The organism is Legionella clemsonensis (genome assembly GCF_002240035.1).
In the GTDB taxonomy this organism is placed as follows: Bacteria; Pseudomonadota; Gammaproteobacteria; order Legionellales; family Legionellaceae; genus Tatlockia; species Tatlockia clemsonensis.
Window position 1 is genome coordinate 2805813 of record NZ_CP016397.1, and the last position, 24552, is coordinate 2830364.

A 24552-nucleotide genomic window follows, 5' to 3' on the forward strand; every position below is an offset into this window, starting at 1 on the left:
AAAGACTTGATGATGAAACCTTTTAGTCATAAATGATGTCCATCGCATCATTTTCATTGAGTGCATCTTGGAGTTGGATTAATTCTTTATTTACAATGTTTGTTTGATAGGCATCATTGCGGTGATAAAAAGCATAAATTGATTTTTCAAACGCATTGCCTATGGCCTGTTTTATCCAAAGATCTGGTCTGGAAACGGATATAACAGGGATATTATTTTGTTTGGCATAGATGGCAAGCCAAATATCTGACATATTAGGCGTTAAAAAAATAGTGTGATTCAACTTTATATTATCGGTATGAAAAGCGAGGGTCCCTGTACCAGGGATATCAGCCAGCGTGTCCTTTACTAATTTTTTTGCAAAGTGAATACCTTGCTTATCTTTATAATAAGATGAAATTTTTCTTTTAGGCAGAATGTTAGCATGAGCACAAATTAATGCTTTTCTTTTATAAGTGTCAATTTTATCTACCAATGTGCTCACATAGTCAGCTGGATAAATCAAATCATCATCTAAAGTGAATATATAACCGAAAGCTCTTTCAACTTGGTAAAATTTACCTATATCACCTCTTTCTCCAAACTCTTGGCTTGTAAATATTTGTATATTCTTATGTCGTAAGAAAACCGGAACATTATCATAGTTATTTAAATAGACCTCTATTTTATCTACTTGCTCCAAAAATAGTTTTATAGTTAACTCAAGCTGATGAACCCGTTCTGGTATGGATGCAATTTTTGCTGTAATCACGCCTTTAATTCTCGTTTAAATGAAATATAAGCTCCTTTGGTGGAACATAATCTATTTTCCATGTCCAAGCTTTGTTCTTAATATAAATGTCCTTCGTCTCGTTATAAAACTCTATATCGCTATTCATGCTTACATAATTATAATTTTTAAGCCGGGTTTCGGGTATCGCAGGGCAAAATATCTTACTGCCACAAAAAACTTTTTTTACTAATTCGTGAACTAAAATATGATCAGAGTGGCCATATTCACCAACTGAATTGTGGGTAAAAATTTCTGTAAAAGTATATTTGTCTTTCAACTCCAGTAATGAGTGATAAAGATTAATTTTTGCCTCATTAAACTGTTGTTCTCTGGTTTTATCTTTCCAATATCCAGATTCATCAATCTCTAGTAATAGAATTCTCTCTTTTAAAGGATGCTCCTGAAGCGCAAGTCTTCTGCACAGGGCGGCATAGGGCTTATCATGACGAGCAAGGAAAGCAATAACAATTAAATCAAAGTACTTTGATGGAAACCAGATAACTTCATCATCAGGATGAGCGACAATTAATGCTTTCATACAATGCTATTTTCCTGAAGCTTTAATTCATTTAATTGTTTATTGACCAATTGCAATATAAGTGGACGCAGTAGCGACACTTTATCCTCTTCATGACAAGTCAGAATAAGGCCGCACTGTTTTGATTTCTCTTCCAGAATTTTTAACAGAACCAATTGGGAGTTTAGATCTAAGCCATTCAATGGTTCATCTAAAATGATAAAATTAGGATTTCCAATTAACGCTGTAGCTAAGATAAATTTCTTTTTAGTGCCAAAAGACATGGCTGAAATTGTTGTATTTAAGTGTTTGTTTAATTGGAATTTGGTAATTATAGTTTCTATCTCATGGCTATCGGTGGTCCTGGCTTGAGCAATCCAATTAATAAACTCTTGACCCGTTAAAAAAGGATATACTTCCAAGTCATCTGGTACATAATGGATATTTTTAGCCATTACATTTTGCTCACTTACTGCCAAGGTCTCATTAAGGGTCACTGTGCCGGTATCAGGACGTTCTAAGCCGACTAAAAGCCGCAAGAGAGTTGATTTGCCTACCCCATTACTACCAATGATATGATAAATATGCTTCGCAAATTGATAAGTAATTTGGTTCAACAATTGATGATGTCCGTAACCTTTACAGACATTCGTTAAGCGTATATTACTGTTCAAAAATAACTCCTAATATCCAATACTGCACCATAACCCATAACATACAATTTATTAGTGAAGTAAATAAACAGAAACGAAGTGACAATTTATATAGCGCCCTATTGATTGCTAGTGGCATGAAACTACTCAAAAAGGCGGTAAAAATGACCATAAACAGAGTTCTCTTTTCTACTGCTAGGTATAATAAAAAAGGTAACCCGGTAATTATAAAAAGTACAAAAGTTAGTATTATTTCTTTTCCATACTTAAAATAATTTTGGTATGGAAATAGGACGTGAAATAACTGGTGATGATTCTCCTCCTCTTGGAAAACGGAGAACAAGGTAGATAGAGTGTAGCTATTAACCCCTATAATGGTTATAAAAAAACCAATATTATCTAAATTAAAATGCTGTGCGACTATTAAGTAAATCAAAAAAATATTAATCAGTGTAGAATATAGAATTTTGTGAAGAAACAATTTCTTATGCTGCTTATAGACAGCATATTGAATTGTAAAATAAAATTTTAATGAATTAGGGTGTTGTTTTTTGTTAGTTAATTGCCCCGATTTATTGGCTTTTCCCAAAGGCTTGGTTTTCCAGAAAAGAAATAAACTGAAATAGCTTATTAAAATCGCCCCCACATAATTTATCAAAATTATTTTTGAAGAAGAAATGAAAACAAGAACCATTAAATTGCAAAGTAGCAGTAGGATGTGCTTTTTATTGCCATATAAATTACTTAATAATAACACTAAATAATTAACCATAAAGGATAAATATAAACAGAAAAGAGAAAATGCCATGCTGGCATTGCTAGATGAGGTATAGATAAACACAACTCCTAAAGCAATCGAAAGCCATATAAAATTAAGAGAAAGTGCTAACAGTAGAAAATCTATTTTTTTATGGGTGTCTAGTGAGATATCAAAACTATTTAAATACTCTCTTAATTGTCCGCCAGTAATAAAATTGGCTTGAGCATTGGTTAAAATAAGTGAGAAAACTAAGATACTTCCAATACACAGTAATTTTAATGGTATCGTTGCTGTAGGATCAACGATAGCAAAAAATGGTATACCAATTTTAGGTAGATTGTGGATGCCAGGTACTAATAAACAAATAGCAAAAGCCAGTAGTAATTTATGCCGGGTTAAAAATTCAGATGTCTTATTAACATAATTTTTTATTCGGTATTTGCAATATAATCGGTTGAAACGATTTTTATTAGAAAAAGTGTTTTCTAGCATATTGTCTCTTCAATTAAGGGAAAATAAGATGGTTTTCTGTCGGGCATTAAAATATGCTTATTCATTAGTGTTTGGATCTCACTAGAATGACTAATAACTAATAATGTCTGTTTTTTTATAGTCATTAAGTTACTGATCACTTGTAATTCTAATTTTTTTTCCAAACCAGAAGTCGATTCATCAAGTATCAAAATTTTTGGTTGAGCTAGTATTGCTCTTGCAATCGCAATTCTTTGTGTCTGTCCTCCAGAGAGCAATATACCTTCTTCACCTATTTTGGTGTCAATTCCATTAGGCAGTGTGTTGATAAAATTATGACAACATGCCAGATTAAGTGCGGTGAATAATTGCTCTTCTGTATAATTAGGATTGTTATAACATATGTTTTCTCGAATGGTTCTATTAAAGAGCAAATGATTTTGCTCAATTAGAACGATTAGCTTTTTCAATTCTTCTCTTGGTATGGTTTTAATATTAATCCCAGCAATATAGATATTGCCAGAATAGTTTGTATGTAAGCCAGTTAATAATTTTACCAATGTTGATTTACCGGCTCCAGAATTTCCTTTTAAAAGAACTTTTTGATTGAAATTTATTTTTAGTGATAAATCATTAATTATGTTTTTATAATCTTTAATTGAAAAACATAAATTTTTTATTTCAAGAATTGGTGAGCTACTTATTAATTCGGTGTGTGATTGATGTTGTACAGTGTAATGAGGGTCCTGGTTGCCTTGTATCAAAATAGAAAAAGAATTTTTTATAATGCCAATTTCTCTAATAAATATTGTAAGTTGAAATGAACTGAACCATACATAATTAATTAAGTTATATGTAATAAAGATAACAAATATAAAGTCACCAGCTTGGAATTTTCCCCTTGATAGTCCATTTAACTGGTGCGAAACCAAAATAAATATTAGGAGAATGGAAAGAATGCTTTGAAATATTTTGATTTTTTCAAAATATATTTGTGCTTTCTGTAAGGATTTTTTTTCTAAATAAAAGCTTTTTTTTATTTTTCCTAGCTCAAATGCCTCTCCATTGAATACTTTGACCGTAATAATTTTTGAAAGTAACTCATTTAAATTACCAGATATATTAGAGTGTATTGAATGGTGATTTTTTATATGCTTTATGGACTGATTGAATCTAAGGTAGGTTGAAAAAATATGAATAACAAACCATGCAGTTATAAGAAAAGTATAAAATGGTGTTATAAAAAATAATAAAATTGATATTAAAACAAAGCTAACTATGATTGTGAAAAAATTAAAAATAATAATTTGTAATACTCTCTCGGACGAAGAGGTAAAGTCTTGTAATTTTTGTACTATTGTTCCAGGAAGATTGTCCATGAAATACCCATAATCTTTATTTAGGATCCTTTGAAGGAAGAAGTTTTTTACATTCTCTTTGAAACCAGGAATAACTTTAGCGATAAGTATCCCCTGGCTCCTTATAATGAGTTCCGATATTAAGTAGATAGTGAGAAAAACTGATAAAAATGAATGTAGTGGAATGTGATTATAATTTTTAGATTGAAAGTTATTTAAGATAAATTTAATTAGCCAAGGAGTAAGACATTGTTGAAGCGCACCAAATAATGAAGAGATAAGCAACAATAAAAAACCAAGTTTTTGTTTGCGTATATTAATTATAAAAACATTAATTATTGACATAATTATACAGCAATACGTTTATTCCAGAATCTAAGGAGGAGTCTATTGTCTTGACTATTAAATTCAGTTCTACCGTGAAATATTCTACAATTATCCATTACAAGAAGCTGATCTTTTTGCAAAGCAATCCGATGTTGGTTTGATGGGTCATGAATAAATTCATTAATAAATATAATCATGTCAGAAATAGGTGCTGTAGCTCTCCAATTCAGTACAAAAGGTGAATACGACATTCCGATTGAGCCATTATCTAAAGTGAAAAGAATTTGTTTGTTCGAGGTGCCGGCCTTTGTTGTTATGCTTAATGCATCCGCTTGGAATAGTTTTGCGACCTGATTCCCAAATTTATTATATAAAGCGTTCAGCAATGTTTCTACGGGCACAATTGTACTTATTCCTCCTTGATTGGATTGTTGCAAACAATACAAAGAAGCATAGCGTGGAAATATGTTCGTATACCCTTCATCAGTATGTAACGGCTGAGACATATTAGAATTGACATAGAATTTACCATTCTTAGCTGCTTGAACTTTTGCTATATATTTTTTATAGACTCCGGAATCTTTCATCGGAGGTCCTAAGTAAAATGCAAGTGTTTTTAGAAGTGATCGCAATGACTTATTATTTAATTGTACTATTGCAAATCCGTTATTATCTACAAATTGCCGGAGTAGCTCAGTATTTAAAAAATCCTCTTCTGGGTGAAAATAGTACTCACTATTCATACCCGGATGTAAGCAGTATTCTTTAGTATTTATATATTTTTGGATTTCTTTAAGATCACACAGCATATTGGATCCTTTAACTAACTCTTCATGTATAAAAAGATATGTCAAATTAATTATCATCAGTGATTATTGAAAGAGATTAAAAAATCTCTCTGGATAATTTTTGTCGCCAGTTTTCATAATCTTTGTTTTCGTTTCGTTCAATTCTTGGAGGGAAGTTTTCCCGTTTATAAATAAAGTATTGTGTTCTTAAGTCTCCATACTCTGCAGGTGAATAAGTAATAAAAAAGCAGCTTCTATCTGATGTGGATAAATTATTAAACGACTGGTGTGCTAAGAATGAAGAAAAGAAAAACGCATCACCTGGAGATAATAATACATTTTGCCAGTTCTCTATTACATCCTCCTCATATCCTTCAGATGCTATTTTTCCCTCCCTGTGAGGAAGCAGTTTTTTTTTAAAATTTTTATTTGAAATTTGAAAGCAACCATTGCTTTTACTAGTATTATGAATTGGAATTATAAGAGTAATTAGCTCATCATCAACGAAGCTTTTAAAGGCTGCACCATCTTGATGAGGTTTAAAGCCCCCGCCACCAGATAATTTGAAATTAATCTTTTCTTTGAATAGAGTATATTGTTTACCCGTAATTTCCTTTAAAGAATTAAGTAGCTTATCTCCTCTTATGATTCCATCTATTAATGGCAGATATTCACAGAATTTTTCCACCCGGTTTAATATAATAGAAGCATTAATTTGACTTTTTTCAAAATATTTTAAAGGTCCATTAATAATTTCTGGAATTTCTTTAAGGTAATTGGCTCCGGCTATAAGTTGTTCTAATTCTGAAGTATCAAAATAATTTTTTGCAAGGTAGAATCCATTGGTTTGATAATCTAACATAATGCACTCACAGTAACACTTTAGCAGGCTGTTTATATTTTTTTATAATTGACTTCGCTCTTCTAGCCTCGTCAACGATACCTGAAAACGGTTCAAAATTAGCGTCACGTTCAATAATTACACCTCGAAAAGGTATTGTACGCGCTGCATACTCAAATAATTTCCAAACTTCATTAGCAATTGCGTTAGCGTGAGTGTCTACATGCATGTTTTCTTTAAACGATCCGCCTGCTAGATGTATCTCTACAATTCGCTCAATAGGTATATTTTTTAAAAACTCATAAGGATCATAATTGTGATTTAGAGAATTTAAATATAAGTTATTTAAATCAAGAAGCATTCCGCATTCTGCTTCATTTAAAATTCTAGAAATAAACTCATACTCTTTCATATTGGAAGAGGGTATTTGATAGTAATAAGTTATATTTTCTAGTAAAAAAGGTTTTTTAATAGTTTGATTTAATTTTTGAACCTTAGATACTATCGTTTCAATATTTTGATCCTCAAAACTAATTGGCATTAAATGTCCAACTTCAATTTGTTCAATTTTAGTGAGGCTAATATGATCACTGTACCAGTGGCACGGTGTTTCATTAATAACTTGTTCTAATTTATCAAAATAGGTTCTATCGACTGGTTCAGGCGAACCTAAAGAAAGGTCTAACCCATGCAGAACAACCGGCTTGTGTTTTAGAATCTCTTTTAATTTACTATTTTGTTCCCTGATAAAAAAACGTTCTGTATATGCTTCAATAAAATCAAAATCTTCAATGTTATTTAGTATTTGCTGACCAATTGCACTCATGTAACTTATGCCGACACCAAGATCAGGTCCTGAATAGTACATCATTTTTAATTCTCTATGTATTGAATGATTAAGACGCCGATTTGTTCAAGTTTTTGAAATAATTCTTTAAACTCATCTACAGTTAATTTATTTTTAAAATATTTATAGGCCTCTGATAGATTTGGACTTTCAACTGACTGCAAGAGGATGTTTTTTACATCATAAGATATCTTAATTGTGCCTACTCCTTCCTTTTTTAGATTTTTGAAAAATAGAATAAGTGTGTTATCAGGCGCGCTTATTTCTTTGGAAGACATCTTAAGAATTACAGGGATATTATAAGAGAACTGTTCTATTCTAAAACAATTATGGATATAAACGTTGAAGTTTTCTAAACAATTAATTGCTTCATCGTGACGAATAGTTTGTGGATAAGAATTAAAGTCATTATGATGCTGATAAGTAACCTCATTCCTTGTTTTTTCATACTTAATGATTTGTTTATCAAGTAATGATAGTGAGTTGTTGTCTTCCACATAATTTAAAAAATGAATGCTTTCGGATAAAGGATTTTTCGGAACATTTGAATCAAGATTTAGAGCATTTAAATAATTTTCCCATAGTTTCTCGAGTACATCACCGTGTATATAATCGGCTGTAATAGGAAGCGAAGCTTTAATATCATCCCATCTGTTTTTCTTTAAAATCCTAGCGGAGGCCTGGAATTTCTGTTTGTTCTCGTTGTAGAAAGAGTCCAGCATATCGGCGACATCAGCGCTTAAATTTAAGCTTGCGATAATTTCATTTCTAAAGTTGAAATAATTTTCACAATATTTAGGATTGGTAATTAATTTTGCGAGTGCTTGTTGAATTTGGCTATTCATTTATTATAAACCTCTACATCAAGAGCCATTAAAAATTCATCTTGGTAATCATCCAAAAGCTTAATGGCTTTTCTCTTCCTTCCTTCAATTACAAAACCGAATTTTTCTGCTAGCTGTATAGACTTTTGATTGCAGGCTGCTATATGGGCTTCTATTCTGGTTAGCTGATTTTTTTTTGCATGCTCTATCACCTTAGTACCTAATTGGTTTGCAATCCCTTTAGAATAATGAGATTTAAGGATACCAATTCCAACTGTAGCAATATGACATTTTCTTTTATTTTTAAATGCATCTAAGCATAAGAAACCTACAATAGGCTCTTCTTTGAGTTTTCTATCAAAAGCAAGAAATATAGCTGATTTACTATGTTTTTGAGTGTCGATAATTTTTTCTTCGTACTTACTTATCTGTGCAGATCTTTCACCTGGCTCAAACACTGAGTAAATAACTTCACTATCAAGTTGCCATAACATCTTGGCCCATTTTGTTGCATCTTCAGGAAATGCCTTTCTAATCAAAATATTAGAGGTAAACATTTTTTATTAAGGAATTTAAAGGCTAGGCTATTACCTAGCCAAAACACTTTATGGGCAAGCAACAGAGTTGCAAAGGACTTCCACGCTATCTGTAGACTCTTCGATGATTTCAATATCTAAATCCATTATTTTCTCCTAGATGTGAAAATTAATTTTGACTTGTCTTCTCTTCCAATTGACACTATATGCATAATGTCGGCAGCATGATATAAAAAAAAACTAAGATTGGAAATAAAATAATGTGAGCAAATTGTTTTAAATATTGACTTTTAATCAATAAGATTATGATTTAAATAGCGAAATCAAGTAATAAATTATTAAGCCCTCTGAAGAGGCTTAATAATTTAAAAAGACATGAGTCTGTCTATCATACTCAACCGAACAGTAATCATTGATAAAAAGATCCCGGGCAAAGGCCTCAAAATCAAAGTAGCAGATCAAACCATTCGGCATTTGATGGGCATAACAATCATCAAATAACTGCCTGGCAAAATCAACCTCTGAATCATAACTACCCTGGTAATGGTCTTCCAACATGGTTTGGGCATCATCTACCGAATAATCACAGAGAAGGGCTAAGCCTAGCTCTCCGTGTTCTTGAATAAATGAAGCATATTCCACAATGTTACTTATTGACTCATACTCATGAATTTTGATGCTGCCGAATCCTTCATAATCGTGTATGGCGTATTCTTCAGCATTGGGTTCAGGGCTGTTATCCAGCATTTCCCATATTTCTTTCATGAGGTCATCTTCGCTTTGTGTAGCATCTATCCAGATACCATGTAGAATGGCGTTATTGTAAGAGGCTAAACAGGCGACATAGATTGAAGGGGTGTCCATGGGATTATCTCCTTATGTGAATGGAGCAATCCCACACGGGAGCTTGCTCCCGTGGTAGGGTATAATTAAAACGGAATTTCTTCTGAATCCGGTTGTATCATTTCACGCATCTGAGCCATGTGCTGTTCTGCGGTTTTGTTGTTGGATTCGTCAGCTGATTTGGGTGGGCTGAGAAGCTGAATGTGGCTAACAACAATGCTTAAGGCTTGACGTGCTTTGCCTTCGTTGTCAGTCCATTGATTAGAATGAAGTTTGCCTTCAAGGTATACTTGCGTCCCTTTCTTTAAATATTCAGCAACTTTAGTCAGCTTGCCAAAAAGCACCAACTGATGCCATTCCACTCTGGTTTGCCATTCATCATTCTGCTTGAATGATTCATTAGTAGCCAAAGTGGCGGTGACAAAAGATTGTCCGTCTTTTCCGGCGATGCTTTTAGGATCAGCACCGAGATTACCGATTAATTGAACGCGATTTAAAGATGCTGTCATTGTATTCTCCTGTTATTTTTTAATGTGAACCGCATAACAGAAAAACATCCGCATAGGCAGGTGGTTTTCTGTTATGCGGATAAGACTTTTATTACTTCAATTAACAAGCGATTCGTTGAGTATCGAACTGTTTAACAAAGGAAATCAGGGATTCCAATTTGTGTAAACTTAACTCTGCTTGCTGTATGTCATGGGTATTGATTTGAAGTCGATGACGGCCTAAATCATTCACACAACAATTTAGCTCAAAGAGCAAATGTTCAATCTCAAGTTGTACTGGTTCCTGTTGTTGCATGGTAGCTCCTTGGGTAGGGAGGATTAGCCCCAAAAAGGACTGTTCATCCCAATTGGGTTATGCAAAAAAGATCACCGAAACATCGGTTGATTTACCTGGTTATTAATGATGATGTGCTTAAAGCACTCCTCGGGCGTAAAGCCGTAAAACATCTCATGATGGGGTTTCCCTGCTAAACGCTTTGCCATGGAATTAGGGGAACAAGATGGCATATCACAAGACCTGGCGGTTTCGTCAGAATTGCACTGACTCATCAGTTGTGTTGTTTTTAGATTAACAAACTAGAATTAGAATTCAAGGATAATTTACTGTTGATATTAAATGAACGTAATTGAAACAACATTTGGATTAAATAACAATATATTGTGTTTTTATGGGGTTTTTATTCAAAATAATGTGTTTTCCTGTTGATTAAACAAGATGATAATGGCATCATAAATATGATCTTAACTTGATCTATAAGGTTGTTAAGTGGTCTTTGATTTTAATTTTAGTCCATTTCAAAGGAGTTGAGTATGACATATTTATGGACATGGAGTGGTCGATATTTTGGCTATCGACAAGACAATCAATTATGGACTTCATCAGGTATTCATGTTGGTAGGATATATGATGATGAGGTGTATGATCATAAAGGGCATTATCTGGGAGAAATTCTCCACGGACGTTTAATAAGGAATCCACAAAAAAGATATTTTCGTAAATATCCTTCAGTTTGTTATGGCCGAAAGGCAGCCATAGCTAAGTATGCGGATTATGCCGGTTATGCTATGTATTCTGGATGGGAAGACTTCCCTGCGATACATTAGCGTGTATCGGAGCAGCTTATTAAAATAAGCTGCTTTTTTATTGGTATATAAGGTTAACCAAGGTAGATTTTTGTAATACTCAATCTTGAATGCCCAAGTGCCTGACTAATCAATTCTCTTGCAGCCTGATCCCAATATTTTTCAAGGGAATTAAGCTCTTTGTAAATTCTACCCCCTTGTATTGGGCATATAAGATCTTTGCCAGTTTTGTCATAGGATTTTGTTATTTCGTGATATCTTTTTTGGGCGTAAGCATGACGAAGCCCATGGCATTTGCTTAAGCCCATTTTTTCTATTACTTCATGATATTGGGTAGCATTGTCACGCCGGATCGTAGATGCTAATCAAACCCCGCGAGATTCAGATAAACACTTAGTTCGGCATTTATATGATCTTTATCAGCTGAAGCAGCAAAACTGTCTTTCTGATAATTATTATATTGTCCTTGATCGCGTGCTGGAAAAAGAGCAGGAAATGTTTGGTACGGGGAATTTTGATCGCATGCGCACAAAAGTGACATCAGCGTTGCATCACCTTCGTACTGATAAAAAGTGGGAAGAGCATTGGCAATTTTTCCTTGAGCAAATGGTTTATCAATCAGAAAAACCTAGTTTTGAGCAGGCTGTTATTGCTGTAGAAGAACTTAATTGTATATAGAAATAGGAAGTCTCAAATAGCAACTTGGTTGATAACGGATTATAAGCAAACGCACCATAATCAAAATATAGTTTATCTTCAATTAATCCATAGCAGCATCAAAGCCATAATCAGCAATTTTTATCTTCATCAAGCCATTTTCGGGTTTGTTTTTTCCATTCAGCATAGCACTCATTGCCGCAAAAATACCGGACATAATCTTCCCCTTCAAACGAATTAGCGGCTGATTTTGGAACCAGTTTAAGGCAGGTATAACAGCTTTCTGTTTCGCAGTTTTCCTGGAGATTAAATTTTTCAAACGAAGTTAATAAGGGCAAGGTTTTTCTATCTTCTTCCATATGGGCTTTGAGTGGTTCTTTATTGTGTCCCAAAGCCAAGCCACCAATAATGGTATGTTCTTTAGGGATTTCTATTTGCTCTTTGGTAGAAGCCTCATCCAAGGTAACCCAGCAGCAACCAATATCAAGGGCGGACGCCGCCAGCCACATATTCTGCATGGCGGCTGCACCGCTGTATAGGTGCTGATTATGCTGTTTTAACCACTTATCAATATCTACGCCTGTATCAACGGTCACGATAATTAACAGCTGGGCTTGAGAGAGAAATGAAGCATGCTGTGCTTTCTTAGATAATGTTTTCAGGGTGTCTCTGTTGCGAATCAGCGTGAAATGCCAGGATTGTGAATTTAAAGGGCTGGGTGCGTATTGACCGGCTTGCAGTATTTTTTCAATGGTTTCCTCATTCAGAGGCTTATCAGAAAATTGACGTACCGCCCGTCTTCGTTTTATTGCTTCAAACAGTTCCATAAATAAGTATCCTGTGTTTTCTATATTAACTAAGTAACACAATGCTCATCACTCAGAAAAAGTGCAGAAAAACCGTTACCGGGGTAATTTGCGCGTTTTTGATTTTCGCCAGCCAGCGCAAAATATTTTTTCTGCGATAGCAATTCCTCGAGTACCACGCGTATCTCTAATCTGGCAAGAGGTGCTCCTAAGCAAAGATGAATCCCTTGTCCCCAAACTAAACTATGTTTCATGTCCCGCTCAAGCTTAGTGGTGTTTGGCTCATCGAAGACATATGGGTCCCGATTAGCCGCTATCCACATCAACGATAGGTTCTCACCTTGTGGAATGGTTCTTTCAGCGATTTTAACTTCACGTGTTGTAACACGGCGATTGGCGACAAGCGGGCCATCAACGCGCAAAATTTCTTCGATTGACTGAGGAATGAGCTTATGATCGTTTCTAAGCCTATCTTGCAGACTGAAATCTTTAGCAAGATGGAATAGTAGAATACTTAATCCAGCAGCAACGGTACCGTGCCCGGCTGTCCAATTGCGTAAGATACTTACGATTTGTTCATCATCTAATTTCGCACCATCCACCTCGGTCTTAAGTAGCGCATCGGTTGCGTTATTTTCAAACTCGAATGAAGCTCGGGGTTTATTTAAATTAGTCTTGACGCATTCTGAAAAAAGTGTGGCCAGTGCTTTTCCAGCAGTTTGATCTCTATTAAAAGCAGTTTGTTGATTGCCATCCGCCCAGCCACTTAAAAATTCCCATTGCTGCTCGGGCCAACCCAGAAAAGCACACAAGGTTTTGAATGCAAATGGGGTAACAAAAGAGCGCATGAGTTCTGTTTTTTCATCAAAAGGTATAGAATCAATAAGGTCTCTGGCAATTTTGCGGGCTTGGGGCTCAAGGCTTGCCATTTGTTTTTTGCTAAAGTTGGGAGCTAAGGCTTTGCGGTATTGTTCGTGAATCGGAGGATCCATTCCGTTAGGAATCGCTAAAAATTGAGATTGATTACTAAAGGTTTCTGGATCGGATAAAACAGTTGTAATATCTTGATGGTGAAATAGCGACCAGCCCATAAAATCGCTATGCGCCACTGGACACTTCTCCCGCATTTTATCATAGGCTGATCGTTGATTTTGCAAGACCGATTCATCTCGCGGGTCCCAGTCATTGCGCGTCGTTTCATCCATTGTGCACTTCCTTGTTCAAATATTGAAATTGAAAAAAATCAAATGTAATTTCTTTTGTCTGGCATTTAGTTATTTAAAACTATGAATCATAAGGCGATGATTGTCACGTTCTTAACATTTTTGAAATACTTTACATTCTTTATTTTTACAAAAACGCATCGCTGTAAATTTTAGATGAGGGAACGCCAGCCAGAAAGGCTTTTGTTTTTAGTTTATTGGTCGTTTCTTTCGGCCCACATACATAAACTTGAACGTTATCGGTATTATTTAAATGCATCAATAATCGTTGTGCAATATCCGATTCCTGGTAACATCCATTACTCTTTAATACGCAGGGTACGTATTGGAAATTCTGATAAAATGACGCCAGGGTTTCCATTTCCTCAGCGTAATAGATGTCATCGTCCTGACAACCCCCATGGATTAAGGTAATTTTGCCTTGATGTTGTTTGCTTAATGCCGCTTTGGCGATGCCTAATAAAGGCGCTAATCCAGTACCGGTTCCCGCTAAAATGATGTCAAAAGAGGATTGGCCTGGATTTAGATAATAACATTTACCAAAAGGTCCTCTGATATGAACCATCGTGTCAACGGCTGCCTTTTTGCGAAGCCATTGGCTCATTGCCCCATCTTTTTTAAGCTTGATATGCAGTTCAATATAGCCTTCTTTTTCTGGCATATTGGCGATGGAATAACTTCGTGATATCCCTTCAGGATTTAATAGATTCAGATATTGCCCTGGTATCCAGTTTTCCAAATGCTCTGCTAAAAGTTTTACTCGAATGACATTGGAAGTGAGAGAAAATAGTTCTGTAATCATAGCCTGTTGCTCACATTCAGCGGCATCTGGATTTTTGAGATGAAGGGTATTTTTTGGTTTGGCTTGACAGGCAAGAAAATAACCTTGGGATTTTAAGGTCTCAGGCAAACCTTCCTGCCATTTTGGTTCTATTGCGGTATCGGTAGTTTTTATCAAACAAGCCTGACAAACTCCGGAATGACACGAGTTAGGATAATCAACATCATGTCGTAACAGGCAGTCAAGCACAGACTCATCTTCCATTGATTCTAAGATTAGTTGGTTGTAATGCAGTTCAGCCATAACTTCACCTGTCTAACACATCATCACGCACGCTGTTAGCAATAGCAGCGACTTCCTGAATATCTTTTTCATTTGCGCCCAATTCTTGCAATGTTGCGCCCAGATGTTCAATGACCATATCCACATGGGTATCATTCAAACCGCGCTTGATTAAATGGCGATGACCTTCGCGCATGTCTTTTCCGCTATAATGATTAGGACCACCAAAAACCATGGTTAAGAAGCCCTTTTGTTTGAGGATTTGTTGTTCCATATCCACATCAGCAAAAAAATGACTGACTCTATCATCGGTTAACATTTTGCGATAAAAGATATCAACCGCAGTGTTGATGGCGTTTTGACCACCTAAGCGCGCAAATAAAGATTCAGACATGGTATACTCCTTAAGATGTATTTGAAATACATCTTATAAAAAGAAATAATACCCGTCAAGAAATAATGTAAAGAGATTAGTATGCAGCTAACCCAGTTCACCGATTATTCATTGAGGGCATTGATATACATTGCTCTTAAAAAAGAATTGTGCACCATTAACGATATTGCCAATGCCTATTCAATTTCATCCAATCATCTGCTGAAAATTATTCACAATCTATCTAAGATGGGCGTTATTAAAACCCTTCGAGGTAAAAGTGGTGGTATTACGATGGCTCAAAACCCCTCTGATATTAATTTGGGTGAGTTGGTTATCAAGCTGGAACCACACTTTGATTTGGTGCCTTGCTTTAATAAGGAAAAAGCAAATTGCTGCATCGCACCTGCTTGCAAGCTAAAGCGTATTCTATTTGATGCCAAAGAAAGCTTTTTGGCTGTTTTAAAAGAATACACGCTTTCGGATATTCTCGATAATCAAATGGCCTTAAAAGAGTTGCTTTCTATTGATGAGAAGATGTAGTCAACGAGTCTAATTGTGGCGTCTTCGGCCAGCAATCAAGAAAAGCTTTTAGCACCCTGGCATGATTGTGTTGTTTGTCTTTTGCAGCATAAAACAATACGACTTCCTTGTTTTTGGCTTTTGTCAGTATTTCTTCCACTAATTCTTGCTTGCGTCTAAGTTCATCGATATATCGACTTGCAAAATCCAGCCATTTTTCCGGTTCATGATTGAACCATTTTCTCAGCTCAGGACTGGGGGCTATTTCTTTTAACCACGCATCAATAGGAAGTTTATCTTTCTTTAAACCGCGCGGCCATAACCGGTCTACTAAAAACCATAAGCCATCTTTTATTTCAGGCGGCTCATAGGCTCTGCAAATTTTGATATTTTTTTCGTTGGCTGTCATATGCAATCCCTGGAACTTTTATAAATGCTTCTCCGCAAGCAGATGACCAAAGATACCTTGTTTGGGTTTTCCGCTTTCATCTAGCTTGTGTAATTGGCCCGGCTTCTCCTTGTATTCCAGAATAGACCAGCCATTGTCTTGATAAAAATGATAGAGTTCGTTGGTTTCTGCCAAATAAGTAAAACTGTGAGGGTACGTATAGGGTTCTGCCTTAATGGGAAAAACGAGAAAATGCATTCCCCCAGTGGAAGTTAGGGATTGCAGCTTTGTCAGCAACGGCTTAATACTAGACGGGGTTAAAAATTGCAGCGTTACGGTGGAGTAGATAAAGTCAAAGGACTTGTCTTTGATTGGAAGCGGTTGATTCAAATCATGAATATGGGTTTCAATGTTTGATAATCGCTCTTGTGCTGCGATATGGCTAATATTCTCAATCACTTCCTTATTCTTATCTATACCAATAACATTGTTTCCTGATAAGGCAAAAACTAATGGATTTCGACCCGAACCACAGCCAACATCCAAAACAGTCATTTTTCCTTGCTCTTTCAGGTATGTTTGATGGATGGTCCATAAGTCATGATGGATAGGTGCCAGGCGATATTTTTTTTCAAAATAGCGATGCGGCTGGCAGCAAAACTGCAAAGTAGCTTTGAAATCACTGCTTATTGATGCAATTTTATGCCATGCTGCAGGCGGTATCGCAAGCGTTGGAGATTTGGAGTTTAATGTATGGTGCGACAGCTCATGTCCATGCCCATCGAGGAAAACAAACTCAAGGGTACCTTCATGAACGGTCAAGTGTCCCCATGTGCCTTCTTTGGTGCTGTGTTTATCAAGAAAAAATTGAAGATTTTTTTCACTGCTTAGCTCAATCTGTTTGTATATCTTTAAGTCTGCGATTGCCTGGTGATAATTGCGCATAATTAGATCTTAAGTTTTGAATGTTTTACTAAGCTTAACTGCTTCACCAATAGGGTGTCCAATGATTAGCATCAGACATTACAATAAACAAATTATAAGCACTTATGAATATCACCCAACCGATTATTTATTCATGTGTTAAGCCCCATAAGCCATAGCGGTTGAGATCTCAAGTATGAATAATCCACTATCAGAAAGACTAAGCTTAGCTAGGTGCTATTGATGTAGAAGTATTTATTGTTGATATAGATCAGAAGCCATAAAATAGAATTGAATGAATAAATTCAAGTCAAAAAAATTAAAAATAGTCCTTTATTGCAATTTCCAGAATCGATATTTATCGATATACTTTTGCCTTAGTTGTTGGATTTATCATCATGTTTTTGGATGCATATGGATTTATAAAAAACACTAACTCAATTAAAGCTCTTTTAGCAGGTGTATCAGGCACAACGCTCCAATGGTATGACTTTGCGATATTCGGTTATTTTGCGCCAATCATAGCAAAGACATTTTTTCCAAGCGAGAATCATACAGCAGCTTTACTGAGTGCGTTTGGTGTATTTGCTGTGGGGTATTTACTTGCACCACTTGGTGCAATTTTTTGGCTCTACCCCAAATGTAGGGGCACTTTAATGGGATAATAGTAATCTAACTCTTTGATTCCGCAATCAAAAGAGGATTAAAGTGCCGAGAAAAGATATTATCCTAAATTTACCTGGCTACTCAATAGTCAAGGTGACAGGAAACAATCCTATTTATATTCAAGTAAGTTATAATGGAGTTGTACGGTGTATTTATTGCAATGGAAGACGATTAAGGAAAAAAGATAGTTTTGAACGCAAGATACGTCATGAATCGATAGGATTGCGTTATAGCTATTTACTTATTAAGTCGCATAAGTTTCAGTGCTATGGGTGTAAGCGCTATTTTAATCAGCGTTTTCCGGGGATAGGTAAATACCAGCGAGCTACAGAAAGCTTGCGTAAAGAGGTGTTTCACCATCATACAGAGGGTGTTAGTCAAAAGGATTTAAGCCGTCATTTCCATACAGGCAAATCAACGATAGAACGTTGGTATCATTATGGTTATGAACGGCAAGAGAAACGGATTACATCACCCTTATGTCCTCGTGTATTGGGTATTGATGAACACTCGTTTACAAAGAAGCAGGGCTATGTAACTACCTTATGTGATTTAGGTAAGCATAAGGTTTTTGATATTGTTAAAGGCCGCTCAGGACGTGATTTGGAGAGTTACTTTAAAGCATTGGAAGGTAAAGAGCGTGTACGTGTCGTGTGTATCGATTTAAGTAGCAGCTATCGGGCTTTGGTGAAACGCCACTTTCCTAAGGCCAAGATTGTGGCTGATCGCTTTCATGTCATCCGATTAATTAACCAACTGAGCATGCAAACCTTTCATCAAATTGATCCCACAATGAAGTATCAAAGAGGCACACTCATGGCTTTGAAGACAAAGCCAGAGAATCTAACGTCATTACGTTTAAGCAAACGCGACCAATACCTGAAACAACAACCCGCGATTGCTGCGATTTATGATTTTAAACAACAGTTGCATGAACTATTAACTAAGAAGCATTGTACAGCAAAAGAGTGTAAACGCTTATTACCGCAATTCTTGGAAATGGTTAAAGAGTTAAGGCAAAGCGCTTTTCAATCGCTTAGAACTTTAGGAAATACACTATTTAAATGGAGAGAGGAAGTCGTTAGAATGCTTCGTTTTACTAAGAATAATGGAATAACTGAAGGGTTTCATCGAAAGATGAAATTGATTCAACGCAGGGCTTATGGGTTTAGAAATTTTGAAAATTATAGATTAAGAGTTAGAGTGCTTTGTGGATGAGTAAAGTGCCCCCGGATTTGGGGAAGACCCATAACTTTCTTTCTCTGTATACAACCTTACTCGTCGATGATTTGGGAAAGACCCAAAAAAAAATTTATCTATAATCGTTGCGGGAATTGGTCGGGACGGAAGGATTTGAACCTTCGACCACTAGCACCCCATGCTAGTACGCTACCAGGCTGCGCTACGCCCCGATGGATGCGAATAATAACGTGTCTGGGTGGAAATAACAAGGATTTAAGCATTTAACCTCAATGATTTGCTCTAATCTTGCTAATTCAGTGTTCTCAGGTAAAGCTGATAGCACTGGATTATAGCAGAGATTTAAGATTTTTGAGGTTTCTTAGGAGTTGAACCTAAAAAATGCTGCGTAAATTCGTAATCGTTTGATTGTAAATTATTGCCACTGCATACAGGGCTTGCCCACTTATCGGCGCAGGGTTTATCTCTGGCAATTGACCACATGGACAATCCACCTAATTTTTTACTCTGAGCAAATTGGCGTAACGCGTCGGTATTTATCAATGTAAACTGTTCAGTATTGACATCGTTCACACCAATCATCGGCGTCACGATAATTTTTTGCCATAAAGATTCCGCTTGCTTTTCCGGGTACATAGTTTGCAATTGCCCATGTAATGCACTGGCTGCAGCAATAGCATAGTTTCCCATATCTTCACTATAAGCAGGACCGTAATCCATAGCCATAATGTTAACTTGATAATTAAGCTTGGCTTTTTTTGCTGCTTCCAATATTTCTTTCCCTTGGAAAGTTAATCCTTCAGGCAAGGTAGGTAAAGTAAAACTTAATTGAATTTTTGGATATTTTTGTTGAAATACATTTAGTGCGGTCATTAATTTATTGATGTCAGCAGTTCCATTTTCAATGTCAAAATCTAACGTCTTAGCTTGATAAGTAGTCGCTACTTGTTCCAGAATATCCACTAACTGTTTTTGATCACAGTTAAACGAAATGTCCGTTCCGCTAGCGCCACCAAAAGAAACGGCGACATTAACACCATTTTGCACCAATTTATCTGTTAAACGTTTCCCCCATTGACTGTCGATGCTATAAGTAGCTTGTCCACCCCAGGCAGGCTGACAACTGCCGCTATCAGTAATAAAGGCCAAATGATAGGCCTTTAAACCATTAGCAACTGCGATGGCAACTAAATCCATTGGCTCCATACTTTGAGTCTCAGGTTCCCAATGTGTATTGATGGTGATATCAGCATAAGGACTAAATGGAATTTCTGCAGGTGCTGCATAAGCAACAGCGATAAAAAATGTTCCAAAAATAGACAGCAGAAGTTTACTCATAATGAAAGTGCTCAAAATAAATGAGCACAAATAGTACCATTTACCAATAAACAACACAACAAGAATAATTTATCAACATTAATCATGCTCCGGTTAATTAATCCTTTATCTATTGGTATTAAAATTAAATCATGAGATTCGGGCACTGGTTTCATTTACATCATAAGCAAAAATAAATAATTCTTGCATTTTATGAGGGTTGTAGATTTTTTAATTATCGCAAGGTATTAATCACATTCTTTTTTAACAAGCTTTAAGACTCTTACCGGATGTTTAAGACGATAATCATTAGAATGCAACTGATAGGTATCCTTGTTCCAATCCGCTTCAAGAAGATAAATATGCCAATTCTCCTCATGCGGTAGTATTCCTGTATTCAATTGTTTTTTAAGTAACTGACATGCTTGGGAAATGGTACGAGTCACCTCTCCACCACCATAAGAGCCATCACTTTCCAAAAAAGATTGGGGTATTACAGGAGGCACTTCATTCGCTGGTAAAGGCCCTAGTTTCATCACCGCGGCTCGCTGTTTAAAAGCATCGTCGTAAGCCCCTATTGTATACACGTTTTGACGTTGACTTGCCCACCCGGCAGCAGAGCATAAGCTACTTATTAATAGTAAAGTCCAAAACAACCATTTATTCATAATTAGATATTCACAACATCATAAAGAAGGTAGGCTAATCTGCCGAGGCTAATATATCAAGTATTTACTAATATGCTAAGCGCTTGTTACCTGAGAATGGCAACACTAATATATATCCCCAACGTGTTAGGTTTAAAATACCATGAGGAACCTCATTATCTGTGCTGACCCCAACTTCCTTACCACATTGTCTTCAAGAAAAGATTGCAAGTTGTTTACCTTGCGTCTTCAATTTCAATATTCAGGTGGTTAGTTAATTTCAACCAGAACCCGATAGGTACTTTACCGGGTAGAATCCATTTCTTAAGTAATTATAGAACAATCCGCATATCTACTTCAGACTATACTTTAGATATACGTAGACTAATAAAGGTAGACAAATTATGGAAAATGAACGAATAAGGAAGTCTCTTCAAGAAATTATTGAGTATTTGGAGCATTATGATGAAGAGAAAAACTCACTAAAACAATTCGAAAATCCTAAAAAAATCAGATTTTCTTCAATAAGGGATGTCGTGCGTGAACTGAATGAAATTCTTAATTCATTAAATTAATTATAAACCTCCCTTTTTTTATCAAGGGCTTATCTTGTCCTATTTATTTGATTTCCACCCTCATTATCCATAGCTTGTTTTGCTTCGCTTTCTTCCTTTTCTTGTGTTTGGATTGATTCCTTGGAATCATAATGAGGCATATCACAAACTGGGCATGATGAATGCTTGGATGGGCAAGCATAATAACAAAATTTATTAAACAGACACAGAACAACACCTGCTGCAAATAGAGCGACTATTCCAAGACCATTGCCAGTCGATATCGTCAAACCAGTTGCAATAGCTAATAAAATAACCCCTAGTACTTCAAAGCGCAATGCCCAGAGACATGTACTTATTTTCCAAAATTCCATTTTCCTCATGGTATTACTCCTATACTATTAATGCACCGATGCTAGTGGAAAAAATATCGACTTTGACCGCCGTTGCGACCACATTAAGCCATGCAAACTAGGAGTTTCCTGCTAAATCAAAGCCATCTTTCGTCGCAAATGCCTCAACGGCCGCAATAGCGGTTAAGGCCAAATATCTTTCATTAATTCTAGACTAATATTTTATTTTTCGTGGCATTGCGTTTATTTATGTAAAAAGGGAGATTTTAGAGCAGAGCTTTACTTGTAATAATACGGTTTAAATCATCTAATCGGTCGGGGTTAAGTATTTTACTTAGGCTGGCAGTTTTGTTTTTTAGCACTTCATCTTCTCCTATAAAATACATTAAAATGCAAATCGATATTGGCTTTGGTGATATTATTTATCCTATTCCTGAAAAATCATTTATGCCAACAATCCTGAATCTTCCAGCACCAGATTGTTTACTTATAGTATGGAAACTGCCATTGCAGAAAAATTTGAGGCAATAATTAAACTAGGTAGCCTCAATAGTAGAATGAAAGACTTTATGATTTGGGATGTTATCCAGATAAGGAGATGTCAATGGTAAGGAACTTTCAGAAGCCATACGTCTGACATTTGAATTAACCCATTCCAATCCGGTGCATCGGTTTGCAAATCTTTGACTTGCGCTAACGGGTCACCATTGAAACAAATGCTATACTTGTATTACAAATTTAAATCTGGGGTTTTCTTATGTTGGTAGTTCGCTTGCCCGAAAAACTAAATGAACGTTTGTCAAAGCTTGCCAAACTTACCCATCGTTCAAAAAGTTATTATGTTAAACAGGCACTACAAGATTTTTTAGATGACCAGGAAGAGCATCTCATTGCCCTATCAAGGCTAGAAAAGAAAAATCCACGAATTACTCTTGATGACATGAAAAAAAATCTGGATCTGGAAGATTAAAACTAATGTAACTACTTTTATATAAATACTGAAGCCATGCCAAAATTAGGGAGAAGAGAAATGGGCGTTATTAATGATTTAAAGAAGGAAAAAAATGTGCCGGTCGTCATAGCCGATCACCATGGCTTAATAACCTATGTTAATCCAATTTTTGAGAAGGTATTCGAATGGACATTAACTGAAATTAAAAAAAAACCCATTGCCATTATTATACCACCTCGCTTTCATGATGCCCATAACCTTGGTTTTTCTCGTTTTCTTTCAACAGGCCAGCCTACTCTATTAGCCACACCTCTTCACCTTTCTGCTGTTACAAAAAAAGGGAAAGAGTTTAATGCAATACGTACCATTTTTGCAGAACAAATTGAAGATCAATGGATTTTTGGAGCAACAATCTCTCCTACTGATAAAGGAGATTAAATTATGGGACAAGTGGATGAATTAGTTAACCCATTGAGACATACTTTAAGTAAAATGGAGTTAGCATTAGGCACTATTAATGAAGCCATTATATGGGTTGATGAAATAGGAATAGTTCAATGGTGTAACAAAACATTTGACCATTTGATTAATAAGCGTCATATCGAAATATTAGGTAGTAATATTTCTCAGCTTTTACCATTAAAAAATAAGCATAAGCTCTCTTGGAAAAAACTATTGAAAGCCGCAATAACAGATAATAGTACTAATGAAATCTATACATACCATCGTAATGATAGCGAATTTTTTTTAGAAATGAGGACCAGCCACTTAATACTAGATAACAAGACAACGATTATTATCGTATTAAAAGACGTCACAGCAGAGCAACACTATTTGAGCGAACTACTCAAGAAAGAAAAACTATTACGAAAACAATCAGATCTTTTAGCGAGAGATAAAGAATATGTGGATAATATCATTCGCTCCATGAGTAACATGCTTATTGTAGTTGATAAAAATGGAATGATTACAACGGTGAATCAAGCCACTGCGTCGATGTTAGGATACAAAATGGAAGAATTGTTAGGTAAGAATCTCCATATTCTTTTTTCTGATGAATCTTATCCTGAAGTGTTAAATAAAATTATCTCATCAAAATCCCTTACTAATTTAGAAGCTAATTGCAAGACAAAAAATGGGCATATTAAGCCAGTCTTACTTTCGGGCTCAGTTATGTTTGACACGGATGGCAACCCTTCATCAATAGTAACCATCGCTCAGGATATTAGTGAACGTAAAGATATGGAAAATAGACTACTTTATTTGTCTACCCATGATAGTTTAACTGGCTTACCTAATCGTGCGGTGTTTGAAGAGGCATTAGAGGCGGCAGTTCAACGTGTAAAACGCACTAATCAGAGTATGGCTCTACTTTATATCGATCTGGATTATTTTAAAAATGTAAATGATACCTTCGGACATCGAATAGGTGACCTATTGCTAATAGCCATATCTGAGTCTTTAAGAAACTCTATACGAAAAGATGACCTTGCACTACGTTTAGGTGGCGATGAGTTTGCAATTATTCTTAACGGAGTAAAATCCCCGAAAAATGCCTATAAGATCGTAGAACATTTACTGCATAATATTGCTAAAAAATATACGCTAGAAGGCAATAAGGTATTCATGACTGCTAGCGTTGGCTTAGCTTTTTATCGTACAACAGATGGGCTCTCCACGCAGGAATTGAAAAAAAATGCAGATCTCGCACTGTATCAGGCAAAAGAGCAAGGTCGTAATACTTATCAGGAGTATAATGTAATCTGACGTTATACACT

Annotated in this window: 32 protein-coding genes, 1 tRNA gene and 1 pseudogene; 10 read left to right on the forward strand and 24 right to left on the reverse strand. The window is 35.7% G+C overall.

Annotated features, from left to right (window positions below; translation table 11 throughout):
- Positions 1–22: 22 nt before the first annotated feature.
- The 13 genes from clem_RS12355 to clem_RS12420 all read right to left on the reverse strand — a co-directional run bounded on the left by clem_RS12355 (position 23) and on the right by clem_RS12420 (position 10341).
- Positions 23–751, reverse strand: a complete 729-nt coding sequence (locus tag clem_RS12355; RefSeq protein ID WP_094091833.1) for a hypothetical protein — start codon at positions 749–751, stop codon at positions 23–25.
- 4 nt (positions 752–755) lie between these two features.
- Complete coding sequence (locus clem_RS12360) at positions 756–1310, reverse strand: hypothetical protein (protein WP_094091834.1); 555 nt, start codon at positions 1308–1310, stop codon at positions 756–758.
- Complete coding sequence (locus tag clem_RS12365) at positions 1307–1963, reverse strand: ABC transporter ATP-binding protein (protein ID WP_094091835.1); 657 nt, start codon at positions 1961–1963, stop codon at positions 1307–1309. Before clem_RS12365 ends, clem_RS12360 begins: the two co-directional genes overlap by 4 nt.
- Positions 1953–3194, reverse strand: a complete 1242-nt coding sequence (locus clem_RS12370; RefSeq protein ID WP_094091836.1) for a hypothetical protein — start codon at positions 3192–3194, stop codon at positions 1953–1955. Before clem_RS12370 ends, clem_RS12365 begins: the two co-directional genes overlap by 11 nt.
- Positions 3188–4876, reverse strand: a complete 1689-nt coding sequence (locus clem_RS12375; RefSeq protein ID WP_094091837.1) for an ABC transporter ATP-binding protein — start codon at positions 4874–4876, stop codon at positions 3188–3190. Before clem_RS12375 ends, clem_RS12370 begins: the two co-directional genes overlap by 7 nt.
- A 2-nt stretch (positions 4877–4878) precedes the next feature.
- Positions 4879–5667 (reverse strand): TauD/TfdA family dioxygenase, encoded by a 789-nt coding sequence (locus tag clem_RS12380; protein WP_157698245.1) that lies wholly within the window; start codon positions 5665–5667, stop codon positions 4879–4881.
- A 76-nt stretch (positions 5668–5743) separates the two neighbouring features.
- Positions 5744–6508 (reverse strand): phytanoyl-CoA dioxygenase family protein, encoded by a 765-nt coding sequence (locus tag clem_RS12385; protein WP_094091839.1) that lies wholly within the window; start codon positions 6506–6508, stop codon positions 5744–5746.
- 7 nt (positions 6509–6515) lie between these two features.
- A complete protein-coding gene (locus clem_RS12390; protein WP_094091840.1) occupies positions 6516–7358 on the reverse strand; it encodes a multinuclear nonheme iron-dependent oxidase in 843 nt (280 codons plus the stop codon).
- A 2-nt stretch (positions 7359–7360) separates the two neighbouring features.
- A complete protein-coding gene (locus clem_RS12395; protein WP_094091841.1) occupies positions 7361–8179 on the reverse strand; it encodes a hypothetical protein in 819 nt (272 codons plus the stop codon).
- The gene (locus clem_RS12400) at positions 8176–8715 is read right to left on the reverse strand and encodes a GNAT family N-acetyltransferase (RefSeq protein ID WP_094091842.1); all 540 of its coding nucleotides are present in this window, start codon (positions 8713–8715) and stop codon (positions 8176–8178) included. The genes clem_RS12395 and clem_RS12400 overlap by 4 nt, the downstream gene beginning before the upstream one ends.
- A 336-nt stretch (positions 8716–9051) precedes the next feature.
- On the reverse strand, positions 9052–9558 hold the full coding sequence (locus tag clem_RS12405) for an antirestriction protein ArdA (RefSeq protein ID WP_094091843.1): 507 nt from the start codon (positions 9556–9558) through the stop codon (positions 9052–9054).
- 65 nt (positions 9559–9623) lie between these two features.
- Entirely contained in the window at positions 9624–10046 is a 423-nt protein-coding gene (locus tag clem_RS12410; RefSeq protein ID WP_094091844.1) for a single-stranded DNA-binding protein, read from the reverse strand.
- A 100-nt stretch (positions 10047–10146) separates the two neighbouring features.
- Positions 10147–10341, reverse strand: coding sequence for a hypothetical protein (locus clem_RS12420; protein WP_094091845.1), 195 nt, complete (start codon positions 10339–10341; stop codon positions 10147–10149).
- Between the two features lie 515 nt (positions 10342–10856).
- Between clem_RS12420 and clem_RS12425 the strand changes: the two genes are divergently transcribed.
- Positions 10857–11150, forward strand: coding sequence for a 4-fold beta flower protein (locus tag clem_RS12425; protein WP_094091846.1), 294 nt, complete (start codon positions 10857–10859; stop codon positions 11148–11150).
- Between the two features lie 53 nt (positions 11151–11203).
- Here clem_RS12425 and clem_RS12430 read toward each other — a convergent pair.
- Positions 11204–11464, reverse strand: a pseudogene (locus tag clem_RS12430) (phage integrase N-terminal domain-containing protein); the annotation flags it as partial.
- A 4-nt stretch (positions 11465–11468) separates the two neighbouring features.
- Between clem_RS12430 and clem_RS12435 the strand changes: the two are divergent.
- A complete protein-coding gene (locus clem_RS12435; protein WP_232505484.1) occupies positions 11469–11807 on the forward strand; it encodes a nucleotidyl transferase AbiEii/AbiGii toxin family protein in 339 nt (112 codons plus the stop codon).
- A 110-nt stretch (positions 11808–11917) separates the two neighbouring features.
- Here clem_RS12435 and clem_RS12440 read toward each other — a convergent pair whose 3' ends face one another.
- From clem_RS12440 to clem_RS12455, 4 genes are all read right to left on the reverse strand, one after another.
- Complete coding sequence (locus tag clem_RS12440) at positions 11918–12613, reverse strand: DUF3330 domain-containing protein (protein WP_094091847.1); 696 nt, start codon at positions 12611–12613, stop codon at positions 11918–11920.
- Positions 12614–12642: 29 nt separating this feature from the next.
- A complete protein-coding gene (locus tag clem_RS12445) occupies positions 12643–13797 on the reverse strand; it encodes a cytochrome P450 (protein WP_094091848.1) in 1155 nt (384 codons plus the stop codon).
- A 145-nt stretch (positions 13798–13942) separates the two neighbouring features.
- Complete coding sequence (locus tag clem_RS12450) at positions 13943–14899, reverse strand: FAD-binding oxidoreductase (protein WP_094091849.1); 957 nt, start codon at positions 14897–14899, stop codon at positions 13943–13945.
- A 4-nt stretch (positions 14900–14903) separates the two neighbouring features.
- The gene (locus clem_RS12455; protein WP_094091850.1) at positions 14904–15272 is read right to left on the reverse strand and encodes a group I truncated hemoglobin; all 369 of its coding nucleotides are present in this window, start codon (positions 15270–15272) and stop codon (positions 14904–14906) included.
- A gap of 81 nt (positions 15273–15353) precedes the next feature.
- Here clem_RS12455 and clem_RS12460 point away from each other — a divergent pair, with 81 nt between their 5' ends.
- Positions 15354–15794 (forward strand): Rrf2 family transcriptional regulator, encoded by a 441-nt coding sequence (locus tag clem_RS12460; protein WP_094091851.1) that lies wholly within the window; start codon positions 15354–15356, stop codon positions 15792–15794.
- Here the strand turns inward: clem_RS12460 and clem_RS12465 are convergent.
- Complete coding sequence (locus clem_RS12465; RefSeq protein ID WP_094091852.1) at positions 15775–16182, reverse strand: DUF488 domain-containing protein; 408 nt, start codon at positions 16180–16182, stop codon at positions 15775–15777. The genes clem_RS12460 and clem_RS12465 overlap by 20 nt on opposite strands.
- A gap of 18 nt (positions 16183–16200) precedes the next feature.
- On the reverse strand, positions 16201–17106 hold the full coding sequence (locus clem_RS12470) for a DUF1971 domain-containing protein (protein WP_094091853.1): 906 nt from the start codon (positions 17104–17106) through the stop codon (positions 16201–16203).
- Positions 17107–17483: 377 nt separating this feature from the next.
- Between clem_RS12470 and clem_RS12475 the strand changes: the two genes are divergently transcribed.
- Positions 17484–17750: a hypothetical protein gene (locus clem_RS12475; RefSeq protein WP_232505485.1), complete on the forward strand. Its 267-nt coding sequence runs from the start codon at positions 17484–17486 to the stop codon at positions 17748–17750.
- Positions 17751–17793: 43 nt separating this feature from the next.
- On the forward strand, positions 17794–18969 hold the full coding sequence (locus clem_RS12480) for an ISL3 family transposase (protein WP_094091854.1): 1176 nt from the start codon (positions 17794–17796) through the stop codon (positions 18967–18969).
- Between the two features lie 117 nt (positions 18970–19086).
- Here the strand turns inward: clem_RS12480 and clem_RS12485 are convergent.
- From clem_RS12485 to clem_RS12495, 3 genes are all read right to left on the reverse strand, one after another.
- Positions 19087–19163, reverse strand: a tRNA-Pro gene (locus clem_RS12485).
- Positions 19164–19293: 130 nt separating this feature from the next.
- Complete coding sequence (locus clem_RS12490) at positions 19294–20289, reverse strand: chitinase (RefSeq protein ID WP_094091855.1); 996 nt, start codon at positions 20287–20289, stop codon at positions 19294–19296.
- Positions 20290–20516: 227 nt separating this feature from the next.
- On the reverse strand, positions 20517–20936 hold the full coding sequence (locus clem_RS12495) for a DVU_2496 family lipoprotein (RefSeq protein WP_094091856.1): 420 nt from the start codon (positions 20934–20936) through the stop codon (positions 20517–20519).
- 383 nt (positions 20937–21319) lie between these two features.
- Here clem_RS12495 and clem_RS14910 point away from each other — a divergent pair, with 383 nt between their 5' ends.
- Complete coding sequence (locus clem_RS14910; RefSeq protein ID WP_157698246.1) at positions 21320–21490, forward strand: hypothetical protein; 171 nt, start codon at positions 21320–21322, stop codon at positions 21488–21490.
- Positions 21491–21519: 29 nt separating this feature from the next.
- On the opposite strand, the gene clem_RS12500 is transcribed toward clem_RS14910, so the two are convergent.
- Complete coding sequence (locus clem_RS12500; protein ID WP_094091857.1) at positions 21520–21852, reverse strand: hypothetical protein; 333 nt, start codon at positions 21850–21852, stop codon at positions 21520–21522.
- A 360-nt stretch (positions 21853–22212) separates the two neighbouring features.
- Here clem_RS12500 and clem_RS15185 point away from each other — a divergent pair, with 360 nt between their 5' ends.
- The 4 genes from clem_RS15185 to clem_RS12520 all read left to right on the forward strand — a co-directional run bounded on the left by clem_RS15185 (position 22213) and on the right by clem_RS12520 (position 24541).
- Entirely contained in the window at positions 22213–22353 is a 141-nt protein-coding gene (locus tag clem_RS15185; RefSeq protein ID WP_232505486.1) for a hypothetical protein, read from the forward strand.
- Positions 22354–22579: 226 nt separating this feature from the next.
- Positions 22580–22792 carry a type II toxin-antitoxin system RelB family antitoxin gene (relB, locus tag clem_RS12510; protein WP_094091858.1) on the forward strand — a complete coding sequence of 71 codons (213 nt, stop codon included), beginning with the start codon at positions 22580–22582 and terminating at the stop codon, positions 22790–22792.
- Positions 22793–22852: 60 nt separating this feature from the next.
- Positions 22853–23212, forward strand: a complete 360-nt coding sequence (locus clem_RS12515) for a PAS domain-containing protein (RefSeq protein WP_157698247.1) — start codon at positions 22853–22855, stop codon at positions 23210–23212.
- Positions 23213–23215: 3 nt separating this feature from the next.
- The gene (locus clem_RS12520) at positions 23216–24541 is read left to right on the forward strand and encodes a sensor domain-containing protein (protein WP_094091860.1); all 1326 of its coding nucleotides are present in this window, start codon (positions 23216–23218) and stop codon (positions 24539–24541) included.
- The last annotated feature ends 11 nt before the right edge of the window (positions 24542–24552 follow it).

Bases quoted from the DNA above. Each gene is read 5' to 3' on its own strand.
- clem_RS12490 (WP_094091855.1), bottom strand. From the start codon at position 20,289: ATGAGTAAACTTCTGCTGTCTATTTTTGGAACATTTTTTATCGCTGTT.
- clem_RS12495 (WP_094091856.1), bottom strand. From the start codon at position 20,936: ATGAATAAATGGTTGTTTTGGACTTTACTATTAATAAGTAGCTTATGC.
- clem_RS14910 (WP_157698246.1), top strand. From the start codon at position 21,320: ATGGAAAATGAACGAATAAGGAAGTCTCTTCAAGAAATTATTGAGTAT.
- clem_RS12370 (WP_094091836.1), bottom strand. From the start codon at position 3,194: ATGCTAGAAAACACTTTTTCTAATAAAAATCGTTTCAACCGATTATAT.
- clem_RS12375 (WP_094091837.1), bottom strand. From the start codon at position 4,876: ATGTCAATAATTAATGTTTTTATAATTAATATACGCAAACAAAAACTT.
- clem_RS12390 (WP_094091840.1), bottom strand. From the start codon at position 7,358: ATGATGTACTATTCAGGACCTGATCTTGGTGTCGGCATAAGTTACATG.
- clem_RS12405 (WP_094091843.1), bottom strand. From the start codon at position 9,558: ATGGACACCCCTTCAATCTATGTCGCCTGTTTAGCCTCTTACAATAAC.
- clem_RS12385 (WP_094091839.1), bottom strand. From the start codon at position 6,508: ATGTTAGATTATCAAACCAATGGATTCTACCTTGCAAAAAATTATTTT.
- clem_RS15185 (WP_232505486.1), top strand. From the start codon at position 22,213: ATGCAAATCGATATTGGCTTTGGTGATATTATTTATCCTATTCCTGAA.
- clem_RS12445 (WP_094091848.1), bottom strand. From the start codon at position 13,797: ATGGATGAAACGACGCGCAATGACTGGGACCCGCGAGATGAATCGGTC.
- clem_RS12440 (WP_094091847.1), bottom strand. From the start codon at position 12,613: ATGGAACTGTTTGAAGCAATAAAACGAAGACGGGCGGTACGTCAATTT.
- clem_RS12425 (WP_094091846.1), top strand. From the start codon at position 10,857: ATGACATATTTATGGACATGGAGTGGTCGATATTTTGGCTATCGACAA.
- clem_RS12515 (WP_157698247.1), top strand. From the start codon at position 22,853: ATGGGCGTTATTAATGATTTAAAGAAGGAAAAAAATGTGCCGGTCGTC.
- relB (WP_094091858.1), top strand. From the start codon at position 22,580: ATGTTGGTAGTTCGCTTGCCCGAAAAACTAAATGAACGTTTGTCAAAG.
- clem_RS12360 (WP_094091834.1), bottom strand. From the start codon at position 1,310: ATGAAAGCATTAATTGTCGCTCATCCTGATGATGAAGTTATCTGGTTT.
- clem_RS12450 (WP_094091849.1), bottom strand. From the start codon at position 14,899: ATGGCTGAACTGCATTACAACCAACTAATCTTAGAATCAATGGAAGAT.
- clem_RS12400 (WP_094091842.1), bottom strand. From the start codon at position 8,715: ATGTTTACCTCTAATATTTTGATTAGAAAGGCATTTCCTGAAGATGCA.
- clem_RS12410 (WP_094091844.1), bottom strand. From the start codon at position 10,046: ATGACAGCATCTTTAAATCGCGTTCAATTAATCGGTAATCTCGGTGCT.
- clem_RS12395 (WP_094091841.1), bottom strand. From the start codon at position 8,179: ATGAATAGCCAAATTCAACAAGCACTCGCAAAATTAATTACCAATCCT.
- clem_RS12520 (WP_094091860.1), top strand. From the start codon at position 23,216: ATGGGACAAGTGGATGAATTAGTTAACCCATTGAGACATACTTTAAGT.
- clem_RS12380 (WP_157698245.1), bottom strand. From the start codon at position 5,667: ATGCTGTGTGATCTTAAAGAAATCCAAAAATATATAAATACTAAAGAA.
- clem_RS12500 (WP_094091857.1), bottom strand. From the start codon at position 21,852: ATGAGGAAAATGGAATTTTGGAAAATAAGTACATGTCTCTGGGCATTG.
- clem_RS12455 (WP_094091850.1), bottom strand. From the start codon at position 15,272: ATGTCTGAATCTTTATTTGCGCGCTTAGGTGGTCAAAACGCCATCAAC.
- clem_RS12460 (WP_094091851.1), top strand. From the start codon at position 15,354: ATGCAGCTAACCCAGTTCACCGATTATTCATTGAGGGCATTGATATAC.
- clem_RS12470 (WP_094091853.1), bottom strand. From the start codon at position 17,106: ATGCGCAATTATCACCAGGCAATCGCAGACTTAAAGATATACAAACAG.
- clem_RS12465 (WP_094091852.1), bottom strand. From the start codon at position 16,182: ATGACAGCCAACGAAAAAAATATCAAAATTTGCAGAGCCTATGAGCCG.
- clem_RS12475 (WP_232505485.1), top strand. From the start codon at position 17,484: ATGTTTTTGGATGCATATGGATTTATAAAAAACACTAACTCAATTAAA.
- clem_RS12420 (WP_094091845.1), bottom strand. From the start codon at position 10,341: ATGCAACAACAGGAACCAGTACAACTTGAGATTGAACATTTGCTCTTT.